We start from the raw sequence: 16,735 nt of genomic DNA on the forward strand, positions 1-16,735 counted from the left end.
TTAGGAATTTGAAATGCAGCGGACATAAACACCGAAACAACCATTGTTATCTCCGCTGCATTTCAAATTCCTAAATCCCTAAATTCCTAAATATTTACGGTTGCTTTTTCTTTTTGAAGAAAGAGAAGAAACCTCCGCCATTTCCTTTCAACACGGCTTTCTTATCAACCGCCGGCTGAAAAACCGCATCATGCTCCAGTATCCGGTCTATCAGTTTCCTGCATGCGGCCGTATCACCGTGGGCTTCGTAAGCAAGTGCCGTAGTATAATAGAAAGAAGATGCTTCCTTGTCCCAGCTCCAGTTCATGCCTTTGTATATCTGCATGCATTGCTGGCCGTAATCAATGCTCGTTTTATAGTCATGTTCGCCCAGGTAGGCTTCCGACAGGAATGCATAGACACCAACACGGTTATTGGGCGAGTTATCTGAATCATCTCCCTGCCTCATAATGTTCAGCGTCAGCAGCATATCGGCAATGCAGGCTTTGTATCTGTGTAGCTTCAGGGCTGCTTTTCCCCTGAAGTAATAGATCTTCATCTGGGATACCACAGGAAGCTGCGTTATACCACCAATGGATATGCGATTATTGATAGCGCCGATACAGTGTTCATACTGGCCATTGTCAAAGTAGAGATACATCAGGTTGAAATAAGCATCGCTGTCGTCAGGTTTTTCTTCCAGATGCATTTCAAGTGCCCGGATACGCTCAGCCAGGTCATTGGCGCTGCCGGATCTGATGAAGGCACGTCCTGTTTTGATCCGGTCTATATTGTAGGTGATAGTATCACGCTCATAATTATCCAGCTCCTCCATTTCCCGCGCGATCCATGTATCATATTCTCCAAGAATTTTATTGTAAAGCTCCAGCGCCTCTTCATGCCGCTCCAGGGAGGTAAGGTCTTCAATGATACGCTCATGGATAGACACGTAATACATAAGTGGTAGCGTATTGGTAAAAGAAGACAGAATGGCTTTCCGGTCGTTGACGGCCGCCTCTGCGTTGCCAAGGCTATGATAGGCGTCTGCTCTGGATTCCAGTTGTTCCCAGAACGGCGACATATTATAGCCAATGGTATGCACACGCACTGCTTCTTCATAGTCGCTCAGCTCATACAACGTAATGCCGTAGTTGTTACAGCACATAGCATAGTGATGCGGATGGCCTGCATAAGAAGAACCACTGTTTTCATACCAGTAGGAATAATAGAGCTGGAAGGATCTGCGGTAAAGGAATTTCTTTACCTGCAACAGGGCGTTCCGGGCAGCTGCATCCTGTTCCTGCTGGATGATCTCACTGCTGATTACACCGGCCGTGTACCAATCGTACGGAACAATGTGGTCTGTATCTGGCCAGGAGTCGGGCAACGCGCCGGTAGTACGGAAATTGGCGTAATACCAGCGTATGATCGTGGAAGGATACGGCCGGATGTTGATTGCTTTTTCATAATAGGGCAGCGATTCGTGATAACTGCCGATATTAAAGAAGGCGGTAGCTGTATAATGGTAAAAGTAGGATTCCTGAGGATATGCTGCAATGAATCGTTTGCCGAGAGAAATCTGTTCAAGCGTTCCTTCATATTCATCGTCTCCGAAAAAGCGCTGCCAGTAGGTAACAGAGCCCCAGCAAAAAGCCCTGGCCAATCCTGCATGTTGCAAACCGTCATCCAGCAACTGTTTGATACTTTGCAATAAACGGAACAGCTCTTCGCTGCCGTTCTCTTCTCCGGTGAGTATGACCGGGAGCATATGTGCTACGAAATCATGGTCATTCATCAGTATCGCAAAGTTGGCAGTGGCAAGAGAACGGTTGTTGTGTACGGCGTATTTGAAAGCCTCTTTGTAATAGTCCAGTGAGATATGATTTTCGCTTGAATAGTAGTAGAGATCGCCGATGTCGGTATAGCACTGAAACCTGGCTACATTCAGCCTGGGAAGGTTGTTGCGGTAGAGCGATTCGTACAGTTCAAGACAGTGCTCCATTTCAGCCTTCCCTTTTTCAATATCCTGGAGCGTCATATACACCTGGTACCGGTACTGCCGTGCTTTGATAGCCACTTCTGTATCTCCGTGACTGATCAGGTACTCACAGTCGCTCAGAGTGGTGTCTGTGTATTGATACAGGAAGCCTGCATCTGTATGGGCGCGGTATAGCCGCGCCTGTATATGCGTAGGATCAATGATGAGTGCCTGGGTAAAGGCTTCATAGGCAGCAGTGTGTGTTTCAAGAGCCTCCTGGTTGTTTTCCACATTTTTGGCCATTTCCAGTTTGCATAGTCCCAGTAAATGCCAGGCAGGGGCTTCATTGGAATGTGTCTGCAGATATATTTCCAATTGGGTGGCAGCAAGCGTATACGCCTGTTCGTTATACAGCCGTTCCAGTTCGTCGAAATGCATAACCGATCTTTATATGGCTATTTTAAATTGCTATTGTCTATCAGGGGAATAACTGATGCTACGTTCCAGAATACCTGTGAGCAGGCTGCTCAACTCATGTAAACTGTTGGGTTTAGTGATAAAATAAGCGGCTCCGAGCTCCCGGGTTTTCTTCTTATCTGTTTCATGAGAGGAGGTAGAGTAAATGATAACCGGTATATGCCTGAGATCTTCCATCTTTCGCATCTCTGCCAGGAATTGTTTTCCATCCACGCGAGGCATATTCAGATCGAGGAAAATTATATCCGGTGTCAGGGTACTTTCTAATTTGGCTAATGCTTCCTCTCCGTTGGTGGCTTCGTTGTAAATAATATCAGGCACCAGCTCTTTAAGGACCTCGCCAAATATCATCCTGTCGTCCACATCATCATCAATCAAAAGCACAGACCTGTACTTACAGCTTTTAAGCATAATAAATTTTGAATAAAGACAAATTTATGATTTTGTTACTATTTTCATACTACAATCTTGTCTGTCGGGAATCTGGGTTTAGATAATCTATTTTTGTTCGGCCCCCGATATTAGATACTTTTCCGGGAAATTTAAAACTTTTAACAAGCTCTGGCGGATGAAGAAATATTTTACGCAGCTGCCATTATCGAGAAAGCTGCTGTTGATAGCTGTTGTGCCACTTATTTGCCTTATTTATTTCTGCATCCTTGTTTTTGACAAGCAGAATGAGAATATCCGAAGTATCGATTACCTGCAACAGCAGGTGAAGTATTCCGACAATGTAATGGCGGTGGCAGATGCCATACACCTGGAACGGCGCTACAGTATGAATTTTATACTGGGATCGGGTTCTAAGGAGGATATGTTGGTACACCGGGCTAAAACCGATATGGCCATTGAAGGGGTGAAGAATAATCTCCTGACGCCGGGCAGCCGTTTCCTGCAATACTCCATGCTCAACACCCTGCCCGTCAAGCGGAAACGTATTGATCTGCATGAAATAAAAGAACAGGATGTGCTGACGTATTACTCTGATATTATCTTCCGGCTGAATAATATGGCCAGGGTGGATACACCGGATGTCACCACACCTGAAACACTACAGCAGGATCTTTCGTCCGAATATCTGCTGGCTGGAATGTCCACATATCTGGGTATTGTGCGCATGGAGTTGTATTACTTTATGCTGAGAGGAGATAAGACAGATGTAGGTTATGAGGACATGGAGAATCACTACAACATGTATCAGGCACTGCTCAGCGAGTATGAGGACGTATCTACCACATTTCTCAGAAAAAGGTTCAGCAAAATTGAGCACAATACAACATATAGTGCTACCATTAAACTGATCAGCGACGTGTTAAGGGAAAAGCGCATCAATACAACGCTTAAAGCAGATGAATGGTGGAATACTTCGTCGCATGCTGTGGATTTGCTGAAGGAGCTGCAACATCAGACTTCAGCGTCCATCAGCAAAGATGCTAATACTGTGGCCAGGAGAGAGCGTTTGCGAAGGGATGAATATGTAGTGATTTTGATACTGATCATATTGGTGGTAATTGCTATTGTGTGGTTGACTATCAGGTCTATTACGGGCAGTCTCAATATACTCAGGGATGCTGCGGGAAAGATCTCCAAAGGGATGACAGGTATCGATCCGGGAATACAGAGCAAAGATGCCATTGGCAGTCTGGCGGCGTCTTTCGTGGAAGTGGACAGAACCAGCCAGCAGCTGGCTCTTGCGGCAGACAATATTGGCAAGGGGAATTTTCATATCAGTGTAAAACCGCGCAGTGAAGAAGATGTATTGGGGAATGCTATTGTACATATGGCGGCAGACCTGGAAGTGTTTCGTAAGAATGATGAAAGAAAGATATGGGTGCAGACAGGATTGAACCGGGTCAGCGAAATATTGCTGGGAGAGAAGCACCTGTCTTCACTTACCAACGATGCACTCACCACGGTGATGCAATATACCGGTGCCCAGACCGGAGTATTGTATCTCAATGAGACCGATGGATTACATTTTTCTGCGGGGTATGCATTGCCGATAGAGCATCCGGCGCCAGAGAAGATCCCGGCTGGCAAAACGCTCCTTGGACAGGCTGCACAGCAGCAGGAGATCATCCGCCTGGAAGGCACGCCGGATGGATTCCTGCACGTTGGGGGAGGCATTACGTCCGGTAAACCGGGGTACGTGCTCGTGATCCCGCTGATACACGCTGGTATTACTGAAGGTGTGATAGAAATGGGCGCGCTGTTTCCATTGGGAGATAACGTTATCGAATACACGAAGCAGGCGGCGGTGCATATTGCCATCGCTATACAAAGTACGCGCAGCAGGAGCCGGTTGCAGGAACTGCTGGAAGAAACCCAGGCACAGGCAGAAGAACTACAGGTACAGCACAGCGAACTGGAAAGCCTCAATGTGGAACTGGAAGCGCAGACGCAGAAGTTGCAGGTATCTGAAGAAGAGCTGAAAGTGCAGCAGGAAGAGCTGATGCAGTCGAACACTGAACTGGAAGAAAGGGCAAGATTACTGGAAGACAAGAATCAGGTGATACTGGACCGTAATCTTGAAATACGACGCAAGGCAGATGAGCTGGCAGCCAGCACCCGTTATAAATCAGAGTTTCTGGCGAATATGTCGCATGAGCTGCGGACACCACTCAACTCCATCTTGCTGCTGTCCCGCCTGCTGGCAGAGAATGCAGAACAAAATCTCAGTAACGATCAGCAGGAATATGCAAAGGTGATTAATAACTCAGGAAAGGGTTTACTGACACTGATAGACGAAATACTGGATCTCTCGAAAGTGGAATCCGGGAAGATGGAACTGGAATATGAGAAGGTGAGTATTCCTAATATAGTGTCCAATATGCAGGAGTTGTTTGAGCCGGTGGCGAAAGATAAAGGACTATCGCTGTTGCAAGAGATAGAACCTGGCACCCCTGCGGTAATAGAAACTGACCAGAACAGGTTGGAGCAGGTATTGAAGAACATGCTGTCGAATGCCCTGAAATTCACTTCCCGCGGCGCTGTGACGTTGAAAGTACAGCATGGAAATACACCGGGCACTATCCGTTTTGTGGTGAAAGATACGGGGATTGGTATCCCGGAAGACAAGCAGCAGGTGATATTTGAGGCGTTTCAGCAGGCCGATGGCTCCACACGCCGGAAGTATGGAGGCACCGGCCTGGGGCTTTCCATCAGCCGTGAACTTGCCCGATTGCTGGGTGGTAGCATACAGCTGACCAGCCGTGTGAATGAAGGCAGTGAATTCTCTATAACCATACCAGCAACGCGAGGTGAAATAGTACGGGACCCTGCAACAACGCAACCAGAACGTGTACCTGTTGCAACACCGGACGTAAGTTATCTTTCGACTATTATCCCGGCAGAGCTCAATGACGACAGGAATGAGATCCGGAGAGGGGATGAAGCGATTCTCATTGTGGAAGACGATACATATTTTGCTGCCACCCTGCTTAACTTCACACGCCAGCGAGGATACAAGGGGATCGTCAGTGTACGCGGCGACCTTGCAGGCGACCTCGCCCGCAAATACAGGCCGGTAGCGATACTCCTTGATATACAACTGCCGGTAAAAGATGGCTGGCAGGTTATGGAGGAGCTCAAGAGCGACCCCGCTACCAAATCCATACCAGTGCATATTATGTCTTCTCTGGAAGTGAAGAAGGAAAGCCTTATTAAGGGCGCGGTGGACTTTATCAGCAAGCCGGCAACGATAGAGAATATCCAGCTGATTTTTGAGAAGCTGGAGTTTGTATTGCACCGCGCTACCAGGAAAGTGCTGATACTCGAAGAAAATACCCGTCATGCACGTGCACTGGCTTACTTCCTGGAGAGCTATCAGGTGAATGCGGAGATCAGTCATGCAGCAGGGGATACTATTTATCTGCTGCAACAACCGGATGTGGATTGTGTGATCCTGGATATGGATATGTCTGAACAGGAAGCGCCAGAAACCTTGGAAAAGGTGAAGTCCGTGAAAGGATTGGAGAACCTGCCTGTGATCATCTTCACCGGTAAAACACTCACCAGACCTGAAGAACAACGCCTGCGCCAATATGCGGACTCTATTGTGGTGAAAACCGCGCATTCCTATCAACGCATCCTGGATGAAGTGTCGTTGTTCCTGCACCTGGTGTCGGAGCAGGCGGTAGCTGCACAGAACGGCAATGGGAAAATGGCCATGCTCAACGAAGTGCTGAAAGATAAAACAGTGCTGTTGGCAGACGATGACGTGCGGAATATTTATTCGCTTACACGGGCACTGGAAAAACATCAGATGAAGGTGCTGCCCGCAACAGACGGAAACGAAGCGTTGCAACAGTTGAAAGAGAACCCGGTGGATATTGTATTGATGGATATGATGATGCCGGAAATGGATGGCTATGACGCCATCGCAGCTATACGCGCCCAGCCGCAACTGGCGCAGCTTCCTGTTATTGCTGTAACGGCAAGGGCAATGACCGGCGACCGCGAGAAGTGTTTGCTGGCCGGCGCCTCTGATTATATTTCCAAGCCAGTGGACGTTGACCAGTTACTCTCTTTATTACGGGTATGGTTATACGATAAATCAATGAAAATGTAATGAAGCATCACATTGATGAAAAAGAAGTAAATCTGTTGTTGAACGACGTAGCTGGGAAGTATGGCTACGACTTCACGGAATATGCACCTGCATCCATTAGCAGGCGGGTGAATCATCTTTTCCAGGCGGACCGGTTTCCGAGTTTTGCGGAGTTTCGCTATCGTATCGTCTCAGATCCTGAGTATGCTATGCGTTTTGTGGAAGAGATCACGGTGAATGTGACGGAAATGTTCAGAGATCCGCATTTCTACAGTGCGTTGCGTCAGGAAGTGTTGCCGGTACTGGCAACGTATCCACACATACGCATCTGGCATGCAGGCTGCTCTACGGGAGAAGAAGTATATTCATTTGCCATATTGCTGAAGGAGGCTAACCTGCTGCATAAATCAGTGATATACGCAACAGATATTAACACCAGCGTATTGGAGAAGGGGCGGAAGGGCATCTTCCCCATTTCACAGATGCAGCAATATTCACGCAATTATATGGAGGCAGGTGGATTACAGGACTTTTCGTCTTACTATACGGCCAATTATGATTACGTCAAATTCAGGGAAGAACTGGCGGAAAAGATCGTGTTTTCTCCCCATAATCTTGTTACTGACGGCTCTTTTAACGAATTTCAGCTGATCATCTGCCGGAATGTATTGATTTACTTCAACAGATCCCTGCAGGACAAAGTACTGCATCTTTTCTACGATAGTCTGGAACCCCTTGGGTTCCTTGCGCTTGGAAGCAAGGAATCCCTTAACTTCACAAGCGTAGCACAGAAGTTCAGGCAGTTGGGAAACCGGGAAAAAATATGGCGGAAAAATCACCTCTGACTAAATTGAAATAGTAATAATGACAGCTTCCCGTCTGATAGTGATAGGCGGTTCTGCAGGAGGGCTGCAGACTATATTGACCATGCTGCCTGCGCTGGATCCACAGCTCAGGGCCGCTATTATTATTGTATTGCACCGGTATAACCAGCCTCAGTCAATGTTGGAAGATGTTCTTGCTGCGAAAACGAATCTGTCGGTAAAAGAAGCTGAAGAAAAAGAGCCACTGATGCCGGGAGTAATCTATGTTGCCCCGGCAGATTATCATTTACTGATCGAAAGAGATCATACACTGTCACTTGACTATTCGGAGAAGGTGCACTTTTGCCGTCCCAGTATAGACGTCACCTTTTCTTCCGCTGCTGCGGCCTATGGCCCGGATCTTACAGCCCTGCTGCTGTCCGGAGCCAATGATGACGGTGTGGAAGGATTGGTGGACGTGCATGATGCCGGCGGCATTACTATTGTGCAGACTCCGGATACCGCCCTGGTTGATTTTATGCCACGGCAGGCCATTGGTTCGGCGCCCGTAGATCACATACTGGACGCGCGTGAAATGGCTGTTTTTGTAAATACATTCAGTAACGGACCCGGAATATAAACCAACTTTTGGAGGCCGTCCTTTGGAGATGACAGCCTGTATTGATTTGTAGCTGACTATGTTTACCCTGGAAAATTTTATTGTGTATGATTTTAGTTGTAGATGATAAGCAGGAGAATATTCTTTCGATAAGAAAAACACTCGAGCAATATAACTTTGATGTAGATACGGCTACATCTGGTGAAGAAGCACTGAAGAAAATACTGAAGCACAGCTATACCCTGATCATCCTGGACGTACAGATGCCCAGTATGGATGGGTTTGAAGTAGCAGAGGCTATTTCCGGTTACAGCAAGGCAAGCGATATTCCTATCATTTTCCTGTCGGCAGTAAACAAAGACAAGCGTTTTATTGTGAAAGGATACGACTCCGGCGGTATGGACTACCTTACCAAACCGATAGATCCCGATGTGCTGTTGATGAAAGTGAAAACCTTCTCCCGTTTGTATGAGCAATCCAAGCAGCTACAACAGATGCATCACTCGCTGAGTGAGGAGGTGGAAGTCCGTAAGCAGGCCGAAGCCGCTCTCAGCGAAAAGGTGAACGAACTGCGCACCACACTCGAAGCCTTACCACAGATAGCCTTCACACTCACAGTGGATGGCCGTATTGAATATGCCAACCGCTACTGGTTTAAGTATGCGGACGATATTCATTCATTTCCCGAGACATTGCCCATGGATAAAAGCATGGATGCATATCTGCATGAAACGCTGCGGACGGGCCAACCGCTGGAGAAAGAAGTATACCTCAAAGACAACGTAGAGAATAATTACCGCTGTCACCTGTTGCGCGTAATACCTGTAAAGGATAATAACGGTATTGTAAAATGGATTGGTACGTTCACCGACATCGCCTATCAGAAGCAGGCCAACGAAATACTGGAGCAAAAAGTAAAAGAGAGAACAGAAGAGCTGGTAGAGATCAACAAATCTTTGGAAGCGAGTAATCATGATCTGCAACAGTTCGCATCTGTAGCATCACATGATCTGAAAGAGCCATTACGTAAGATTCAGTTATTTGGCGCCATCATCCGGGATAAGTTTCTGAAGGCAGATCCGCAGGCCCTGTCATACATGGAGCGGATTGTCAGCTCATCTGAGCGCATGGCGCGGCTTATCAACGATCTGCTTAACTACTCACGTCTTTCTGTAGGCGGCAGCTTCGCATTGACAGATCTGAATGAAGTAGTCCATGAAATACTCAGTGACCTGGAACTGACGATTTCAGAAAAGGAAGCACAGATTTACGTAGGACCGCTGCTCAGTGTGGACGTAATACCAGGTCAGATCAGGCAGGTATTTCAGAATATTATCAGCAATGCGTTGAAGTTTATCCGAAGGAATGTACCACCGGAAATCAGTATTACGGCAGAGCGGATAGCAGAGAAGTTTGCAGAGAGCGAAGCCCACCCAGATGGTGAATACTGCCGGATCATAGTCCGCGACAATGGCATAGGGTTCAATGAAAAGTATCTCTATAAAATATTCACCATCTTCCAAAGACTGCATGCAGCAGAGCTATATGAGGGAACGGGGATTGGATTAGCCATAGCCAAGAAGGTGATAGACAAACACCAGGGAATCATTACGGCGCGTAGTGTGGAAGGAGAGGGGGCTTCGTTTATAATTATCTTGCCGATGGTACAGCAATAAATACAGTTCATTTTATCAAAGTGCGCTTTTAACAGGGGGTTACCTGGGGGTTGACTGGGGGTTGACTGGGGGTTGACTGGGCTTTGGTATACCGTTGGTATGCCTTTGATGCCAATTGCGCGCTTTTAGTACCTATGAGAATCGAATGAGAAGCCTATGAAAGCATTGTGTTAAATACTTGGCGCCTTTAGACAATATTGGTAAATTTAGGTAAGACGTTGTTGTTTAAACCCTTATCCCATGGCAAAGATAGATTTAGGTGAAGGTGTTAAGCCGCCGTTTATGGGTACTATTCAGCATCTTTGCATCTACGAGATGCATGGGAAATATTATATACGCCTGAAGAGTTCCCTTACGGGTAAAAGGGTAAAGAAAGACCCTGCCTTCCGCAGAACGATGGAGAATGCCGGGTTTCTCGCTGCTGCGTCTAAGATCGCATCCTGTGTATACCGTCAGCTTCCTCCGCAATATAGAAAACATGTTTTGTACCGCCAGCTTACCGGTAAAGCTTTGCTTTTGTTAAGGGAGGGTAAGCATAGTGATGTTATTACCACTGAGCTAAAGAAAATGTGTCCGCAGGAGGCAACTGTAAAAGCCGTACGTAAACCCGTTATTCGTCGCAATCAGGCGCCTGCACTGTGGCGATATGGTAATATAGTACCCCGTTTTTTACACTGTACAAGGCCGGTTGATGTATTGAATCTTCCAACTAAGAAAGGGGCTCACCTACACAAGGTTGATGATACATAGCTTTCTCTTTTACATCAGTACCTATCATATGCCTTTCCATCCATAGAATAGCGCTATGGGATTCTACGATGCAGAGACATCTTGACTTCCGGAGGAGCATAATCACAATGAAAATAAAACTGCGGACGGGTGGTTTTCGTTAATAATTTTAGGTAATTTGGCTGCCGGGGCCTACTGTATAAGTTATATGTTGTTATAGTTTAATGCTTTGTGGCAAGAATGGCCCAGCTGAAGTGGTATACCTACAATGACTACAACCTCCAAACATAACCGTTATGCATATAGCCAAGATTGTGATAGCCATTATAAAAGCAGGCACTGAACAATGCGAGCGGGAAGAAGATAAGAAGAGAATAAGAATCATTAACGCCCTATGCCTGACTACGGCGTCCGCAGCTATATTAATAGGTAGCCTCATTTATGTATTTACCCGCGATTTGAGAATTGAGATTCCCGCAATATGTGAGGGGATGCTTTTTCTATCTGTTATTTTCTTTAATAAGTACAATCGGCATAATACAGCAAGTCTGTTTTTTATTTTGACCCATACTATATCAGCATTATACTTCGGTATTATTTTAGGTCAGCTTATAAATATTACACTGGTTGCTGTTTTTATTTTTGGCCTCTCTTTTCTTATCATCAGGTCGAAGCAATTATTAATCATAGCGATCTGTGCTATTGGATTGACTTTATTGCTGCTTGAAGTTAATTTTTATTATCAGATATTTCAGCCTTTGCAACTATCACGTCAGAATCAATTTATATTAAGGTGGCTGGCCTTATTTGTACTTCTTGGTTTTGATGTATTTGGCGTATTGTTGACCATACATTATATGAGAGAGAACCGTTTTCTTTATACCTCTCTAAAGGATTATTCAGAAAAGCTGGAGAAGTCGGTGAAGGAATTGGAGTTTGCAAATCTTTCAAAACGTGTATATCTCAGAGAAACCAGCCACGAAATACGTACCCCGTTGAATGCGGTGTTTGGCATATCTCAGCTCCTTGAGATGATTATGAATAAGGTATCAGATAATGGAAGTATAAGTCCTGCTGAATTGAGAGAAACTATTTCCCTGGTTGGGAGTTTGAACGCAGCGAGCTATTACACTCGTAATATTGTAAACAATGTGTTGGAACTATCGACAATAGAAGCAGGAAAGCTAAATGGCGTTCAGAAGGTAGTCTTTCATCTGAGACCCTGGATTGAGAGTATTGTACAGATGCATGGATATATCGGGCAGGCAAAGGGGGTAAGAATAGCCCTAAATATTGATGAATCGACGAAGGGAGCATTATTGATCACCGACAAAATAAAACTGACCCAGATTGTTACAAACCTGTTGTCCAATGCAATAAAATTTTCACCGGAAGTAGGCGTGGTAACTATTGAACTATTTACAGGAGGAACAAACCTTTATCTGAAGGTTATTGATAACGGAGAGGGAATCAGTAAAGAAAAGCAACAGTCAATATTTCAGCCATTTGAAAGCGGGAAAAATGGATTTGTAGAAGGAACAGGGTTAGGGTTGTATATCGCGAAGTGCCTTGTAGAGCTGCTTAAAGGAACTATTACAGTGCGATCAGTCCTGGAAAGAGAAACTACCTTTGAAGTTTGTTTTCCGGAGGTTTTTGCAGATCCACTTGTTTATGTAGATGTACAGGGTGATGACAACACACCTCTATGCAGTTTACGAGAGAAGAAGATATTAATGATAGATGATGATAAACTAGCCCGCACCTTGGTAAGTATGTACCTTACGGATGCGGGCAGTTATTTTATTCATGCGGAGAATGGTATTGAGGGAATAGAGAAGGCCCGTGTTGAGAAACCAGATCTGATTATTCTCGACTCACATATGCCCGGTATGTCGGGTAAGGAAACACTGATAAACATTCGTCATGACCAATTACTACATGATATTCCGGTAATTTTAGCATCCGGGGATGCCTATAAGGAAACACGGGACGAGATGTTAAATGCCGGAGCTGATGAGTTTCTAACCAAGCCGCTTAAATTCTCTGAACTTCATAGGGCAATCAGTCAGTTTATGCGTTGATAGAAAGGTTGCCGTCTTTTAACTCGTCTGATGGATGGCCGGCTATCATTGAATCGTATCTTTTCGTGAGTGTTTGTCCCCAATGAAAGTGACCGTGAATCATAAAGGATAGATTTTCGATAAATGCCTTTACTCCGTGCGTATAGTCAGTAAAGTTTGGGAGTGTATCTACCAGACTGCAAAATTGACGAAGGTCTTCATTGTGGAAGTTGATAGCATGTTGATATGCTTCTTCCGTGCTACATTGTTGTTCGTGTTCCATCATAAGTACCAGATTTAAGACGTCGTTTCCTTTCTCCATATGTGCAGAGAAAAAATCATTTTCCCATGAGAGTATTCTGCAAGTGAGCCTTGTAAGTTCTTGTATTACCGGATGAAAAATGACCTGATCCGGTAAGATGCAGCCTGTTATCAGCTCTGCAAGATTCACCAATGTATGAACGTTGACCGCCTTCTCCCTGATAGCAATAAACTGTTCCCATGTCGGGAAGGTCATATTTTTCCTAAAAGGTATCTCTTGTTGTATCCCATCGAAGTAAGTTTCCAGACTTGTATTAAATCGATTCAACCACCTTTCCGAACCAAGTTGTAACAGCTCATTTCTAAGTATGGGGAGATGCAAGTAGAGAGGCTCTTTTGAGTGTGATATAATGCCACGGAGGTATTTCATTGCTTTTCCACGAATTGTTTCCAATTGGCCAACAGATGAAAACTCGAAAGAATCATCAATGGTAAATGCCCATAGAAAGAAGCGACAGATAGCTGTGAGCTGTGCTTCATTGGCGCGAGGGAATAAGCACCCACCGGCATGGCCTACACCGGTTGTGATGTACTTTTTCCTGACTTTTTCCGGAAGAAAGGAGTAGTCGGTTAGCAGCCACTCACCTATTTTTTTTTCCATTGTCTGGGCGTGACGGTTTGTTGCATAAGGAAACGGGTAACGCAGGGCGTTAGGATCAAATGTGTTCATGGTAAATTGGTTTACGTGAAAGAAAAATATTGCGTTGTGAATAGTAATGGCACCTGGTCTATAGGGAATAGCTAAAATGGACAACCTTGAAGGAAAAGAATGACAATTTACGGTATTAAAATTTTTCTGACAGCCTTATGTGAGTATGGTGATATTAAAATGTGAGGTTGATTCTTTAACTGAGCATTACTAATATTAAGGATTTGGAGTGAACTATACCTGCATTGGGAACGCGGAATTGAGGTCTCAATAATAAGAAAACGGGCCACTTATCAGCGACCCGTTTATTTATTGAAGCTTACTGCATTCAGGATGCGTGACCATTGAGGTATTCACACCTTTAAGCTGCTCAATTTGCCGGGCAATTTTCTCCAACTTTATTTTCAATCTCTGACTTTTCTGTTTTAAAACGTGATTCTGGAATTCTAAGGTGCGGCAGGCGCGCATAAGCATTTGTTTTTCGTCCATGACAAAAGTTATTTTTTGGAGTTAAAAAAATGTGGAAGGAAGGGGAGTAACAAACAGACAAGCATAAAAAAGGTGCGGGTTGTTCCTATAGTACCAGAAGGGCTACGACACCCCGACTGCGAAATAAGAACGCCCACACCAATATGGTACAGGCGATTTACCCTATTCTCTCGTAGTCTTGAAAGGTCGTAGTTTTCTGATTAGAGAGTAAAGCAAACACGCTTACAGTTTTTTATGTGCCTATAAAAGTGACCGTCTATGAACTATCTGACAACATAAGAATATTCTGTTTTTATTAAAGTTAATCTATTTGGTTTATAAATTAACATAATTGGAGTATTTATTTTCTAAAATTGTTCATTTGTAATCAAAACGAACAATTTATGTATCTATATATTTGGCTCACTTATACTCCAAATGAAAGTCATACAATACAATAGAATAAAGGCCGTATTGGCCGAAAAAGGAAAATCCAGTAAAGAGCTGGCAGAAACAATGGGGCTGGCAGAGCAAACAATTTCCAGGTGGTGTACCAATAAGCGTCAACCGCCTGTGGAGAAGTTATATGAAATATCTAAAATTCTGAAGATTGATATTAGGGACCTACTTGTTTCGACTCATTGGAAGTGAAGAATGACTTTATTGGCACTTATTTTAATTTTGTGTCATGACCATTTCAATTATGAATAGCTGAGACACTGGAAATTACCCCCTGAGACTTCTTTGATTGTTAGAATATTGCCTACAACAATCAGTTTATGTAACATTTTGTTTTTGGATTGAATTATACCCTTTAGGGTATAACAATACCTTATTTGTTATCTTTATACCCTAAAGGGTATAAAATGAGCAGTCTATCTGAATTAGTTAAACTTAAACGTAAGCAACATAGCCTGACACAACATGATCTTGCACTTAAATCAGGTTTGGGATTAAGGTTGATCAGAGAAATAGAACAGGGAAAAACAACCATGAGGATGGATAAAGTAAATCAGCTGCTCGCGCTATTTGGGATGGAATTAGTTGCTGGACCTAAAAATATGCCGTAATGAGCAAGAAAGGAAAGTTTTTATCCCAGAATACTGATGTAGAGGCGAAATTAAATGCCACCTATAATTTGTTCTTTAAATGTTACAGATACCTGTGTTTCGCAGAAGCTTGAACAGATACTCTATAGCGTTTTCATATAACGACAAAACCCGCGACTAGCGCGGGTTTTAAAATTGGGTGGAGGATAGAGTTACCTACCCCCGTATTGACTTTCAATAAGTTGTAAGTCATAGAGCAACATCGCCTTCAATAATAATAAGTTCGTATTGCTACTGTCTTTTGAAATTAGCACTGCATATGCAATAATAGTGTGTACCATAAGAATGTGTGTGGCAATGGCGATATGCCAAACCAGCAAGAGAACTATGAACCTTTTCGTTGGTTTGGATCAGATGGATGTACATATGTAGTTGTACTGATCTTGGAAATAGTTATATTCTTAAGGTATTCGTTGAATGAAGCATATAAGAGTGAAATTATTTCTTTCGGAGCGTTATCGTTTACAAAAAAGTCTTGGAATTGTTTCTCTGAAATATTCAATTTCCTAGCGAAGTCGTTATCAGAATAGCTGATGTTTTGGCTACCCATTTTTTCTTTCAGGAAAATTATTGTTCCCTTAAAAGATATTTTTTCATTAGTATCCATATGATATTCTGCATTTGCCATAAGTTAACAATTATAACAATTTTAATCAATTTTGGTTTTTAACTATCAGTTCCTCCATAGTAAAAGATTTGCGAGCTTGAGCCCTCTTCTTGTTCTGTAAATGTACCTGTCGCTGTAATAAAAGTATAATTTATGGTATAATACCAAGTCACATAAACTTGAACACCCGGAAGAGGAGCTGCTTTCCCACGAACACCAAACACACTTGCTTTCTGGATGATTTTTCGACCGTAAACGTCTTTATATTCTGTATAGGCTGGCTCTACATTGGCATAGTATCCAAATACATTTACAATAAATCTGGCTTGTTGATCCTCCTCTTTATACGCCCCACAGTCTACTCTAACCGGGACGGCCCAACTGGCTTCAGGTTTAGCACTTCTTCCAGTGAACTGATTGGGAAAGTCCAATGGAGAAGGGATTCTATCCGTAAGTTGTATTTTAGATATTGTTTTTGAAAGCCGTACTGTTTTAGTAGTACTCGTATCTGCTGCGAGCGTTATTACTTGTTTTCGGCCATCTTTGTATTCAATTGTCCTTACCCCTTTAGAGTAGTCAGTAGTAATTGATTTTGGAGCATTAGCCAATTCTTGTGATTCCGGGTTAGCATCAAAAGTTTCCCTTTTACAGGCGGCTAACAGAACTAATACACTGACGAGAAGTAGTAGAGATGTTTTTTTCATTGTCCTT

The 16,735-nt window shown here is 43.9% G+C and carries 14 protein-coding genes; 8 read left to right on the forward strand and 6 right to left on the reverse strand.

Going from position 1 to position 16,735, the window contains the following annotated elements; all coding sequences use genetic code 11:
• Positions 1 to 94: 94 nt before the first annotated feature.
• Both VM802_RS19050 and VM802_RS19055 read right to left on the reverse strand, forming a co-directional pair.
• Positions 95 to 2,395 carry a tetratricopeptide repeat protein gene (locus tag VM802_RS19050; protein WP_325533461.1) on the reverse strand — a complete coding sequence of 767 codons (2,301 nt, stop codon included), beginning with the start codon at positions 2,393 to 2,395 and terminating at the stop codon, positions 95 to 97.
• Between the two features lie 30 nt (positions 2,396 to 2,425).
• On the reverse strand, positions 2,426 to 2,845 hold the full coding sequence (locus tag VM802_RS19055) for a response regulator (RefSeq protein ID WP_325533463.1): 420 nt from the start codon (positions 2,843 to 2,845) through the stop codon (positions 2,426 to 2,428).
• A 157-nt stretch (positions 2,846 to 3,002) separates the two neighbouring features.
• On the opposite strand from VM802_RS19055, the gene VM802_RS19060 reads away from it, so the two are divergent.
• The 6 genes from VM802_RS19060 to VM802_RS19085 all read left to right on the forward strand — a co-directional run bounded on the left by VM802_RS19060 (position 3,003) and on the right by VM802_RS19085 (position 12,891).
• Positions 3,003 to 7,004, forward strand: coding sequence for a response regulator (locus VM802_RS19060; RefSeq protein WP_325533465.1), 4,002 nt, complete (start codon positions 3,003 to 3,005; stop codon positions 7,002 to 7,004).
• On the forward strand, positions 7,004 to 7,828 hold the full coding sequence (locus VM802_RS19065) for a CheR family methyltransferase (protein WP_325533467.1): 825 nt from the start codon (positions 7,004 to 7,006) through the stop codon (positions 7,826 to 7,828). The genes VM802_RS19060 and VM802_RS19065 overlap by 1 nt, the downstream gene beginning before the upstream one ends.
• Before the next feature lie 19 nt (positions 7,829 to 7,847).
• Positions 7,848 to 8,426, forward strand: coding sequence for a chemotaxis protein CheB (locus VM802_RS19070; protein WP_325533469.1), 579 nt, complete (start codon positions 7,848 to 7,850; stop codon positions 8,424 to 8,426).
• An 86-nt stretch (positions 8,427 to 8,512) separates the two neighbouring features.
• Positions 8,513 to 10,081 carry a response regulator gene (locus VM802_RS19075; protein WP_325533471.1) on the forward strand — a complete coding sequence of 523 codons (1,569 nt, stop codon included), beginning with the start codon at positions 8,513 to 8,515 and terminating at the stop codon, positions 10,079 to 10,081.
• A 240-nt stretch (positions 10,082 to 10,321) separates the two neighbouring features.
• The gene (locus VM802_RS19080; protein WP_325533473.1) at positions 10,322 to 10,831 is read left to right on the forward strand and encodes a hypothetical protein; all 510 of its coding nucleotides are present in this window, start codon (positions 10,322 to 10,324) and stop codon (positions 10,829 to 10,831) included.
• Between the two features lie 275 nt (positions 10,832 to 11,106).
• On the forward strand, positions 11,107 to 12,891 hold the full coding sequence (locus VM802_RS19085) for an ATP-binding response regulator (protein WP_325533475.1): 1,785 nt from the start codon (positions 11,107 to 11,109) through the stop codon (positions 12,889 to 12,891).
• On the opposite strand, the gene VM802_RS19090 is transcribed toward VM802_RS19085, so the two are convergent.
• Positions 12,881 to 13,861, reverse strand: a complete 981-nt coding sequence (locus VM802_RS19090; protein ID WP_325533477.1) for a terpene synthase family protein — start codon at positions 13,859 to 13,861, stop codon at positions 12,881 to 12,883. The two genes, VM802_RS19085 and VM802_RS19090, sit on opposite strands and share 11 nt — an antisense overlap.
• A 288-nt stretch (positions 13,862 to 14,149) precedes the next feature.
• Positions 14,150 to 14,329, reverse strand: coding sequence for a hypothetical protein (locus VM802_RS19095; RefSeq protein ID WP_325533479.1), 180 nt, complete (start codon positions 14,327 to 14,329; stop codon positions 14,150 to 14,152).
• A 417-nt stretch (positions 14,330 to 14,746) separates the two neighbouring features.
• Here VM802_RS19095 and VM802_RS19100 point away from each other — a divergent pair, with 417 nt between their 5' ends.
• Positions 14,747 to 14,959, forward strand: a complete 213-nt coding sequence (locus tag VM802_RS19100) for a helix-turn-helix transcriptional regulator (RefSeq protein WP_325533480.1) — start codon at positions 14,747 to 14,749, stop codon at positions 14,957 to 14,959.
• Between the two features lie 215 nt (positions 14,960 to 15,174).
• Positions 15,175 to 15,378, forward strand: a complete 204-nt coding sequence (locus VM802_RS19105; RefSeq protein ID WP_325533482.1) for a type II toxin-antitoxin system Y4mF family antitoxin — start codon at positions 15,175 to 15,177, stop codon at positions 15,376 to 15,378.
• A 364-nt stretch (positions 15,379 to 15,742) separates the two neighbouring features.
• Here VM802_RS19105 and VM802_RS19110 read toward each other — a convergent pair whose 3' ends face one another.
• Complete coding sequence (locus VM802_RS19110; RefSeq protein ID WP_325533484.1) at positions 15,743 to 16,045, reverse strand: hypothetical protein; 303 nt, start codon at positions 16,043 to 16,045, stop codon at positions 15,743 to 15,745.
• Positions 16,046 to 16,083: 38 nt separating this feature from the next.
• A complete protein-coding gene (locus tag VM802_RS19115; protein WP_325533486.1) occupies positions 16,084 to 16,728 on the reverse strand; it encodes a hypothetical protein in 645 nt (214 codons plus the stop codon).
• Between the last annotated feature and the right edge of the window lie 7 nt (positions 16,729 to 16,735).

Source organism: Chitinophaga sp. (assembly GCF_035538455.1).
GTDB lineage: Bacteria > Bacteroidota > Bacteroidia > Chitinophagales > Chitinophagaceae > Chitinophaga.

Coding starts and splice junctions, on each gene's coding strand:
- VM802_RS19090 (WP_325533477.1), bottom strand. CDS start 13,861: ATGAACACATTTGATCCTAACGCCCTGCGTTACCCGTTTCCTTATGCA.
- VM802_RS19100 (WP_325533480.1), top strand. CDS start 14,747: ATGAAAGTCATACAATACAATAGAATAAAGGCCGTATTGGCCGAAAAA.
- VM802_RS19080 (WP_325533473.1), top strand. CDS start 10,322: ATGGCAAAGATAGATTTAGGTGAAGGTGTTAAGCCGCCGTTTATGGGT.
- VM802_RS19095 (WP_325533479.1), bottom strand. CDS start 14,329: ATGGACGAAAAACAAATGCTTATGCGCGCCTGCCGCACCTTAGAATTC.
- VM802_RS19060 (WP_325533465.1), top strand. CDS start 3,003: ATGAAGAAATATTTTACGCAGCTGCCATTATCGAGAAAGCTGCTGTTG.
- VM802_RS19085 (WP_325533475.1), top strand. CDS start 11,107: ATGCATATAGCCAAGATTGTGATAGCCATTATAAAAGCAGGCACTGAA.
- VM802_RS19110 (WP_325533484.1), bottom strand. CDS start 16,045: ATGGCAAATGCAGAATATCATATGGATACTAATGAAAAAATATCTTTT.
- VM802_RS19115 (WP_325533486.1), bottom strand. CDS start 16,728: ATGAAAAAAACATCTCTACTACTTCTCGTCAGTGTATTAGTTCTGTTA.
- VM802_RS19055 (WP_325533463.1), bottom strand. CDS start 2,845: ATGCTTAAAAGCTGTAAGTACAGGTCTGTGCTTTTGATTGATGATGAT.
- VM802_RS19105 (WP_325533482.1), top strand. CDS start 15,175: ATGAGCAGTCTATCTGAATTAGTTAAACTTAAACGTAAGCAACATAGC.
- VM802_RS19075 (WP_325533471.1), top strand. CDS start 8,513: ATGATTTTAGTTGTAGATGATAAGCAGGAGAATATTCTTTCGATAAGA.
- VM802_RS19050 (WP_325533461.1), bottom strand. CDS start 2,395: ATGCATTTCGACGAACTGGAACGGCTGTATAACGAACAGGCGTATACG.
- VM802_RS19070 (WP_325533469.1), top strand. CDS start 7,848: ATGACAGCTTCCCGTCTGATAGTGATAGGCGGTTCTGCAGGAGGGCTG.
- VM802_RS19065 (WP_325533467.1), top strand. CDS start 7,004: ATGAAGCATCACATTGATGAAAAAGAAGTAAATCTGTTGTTGAACGAC.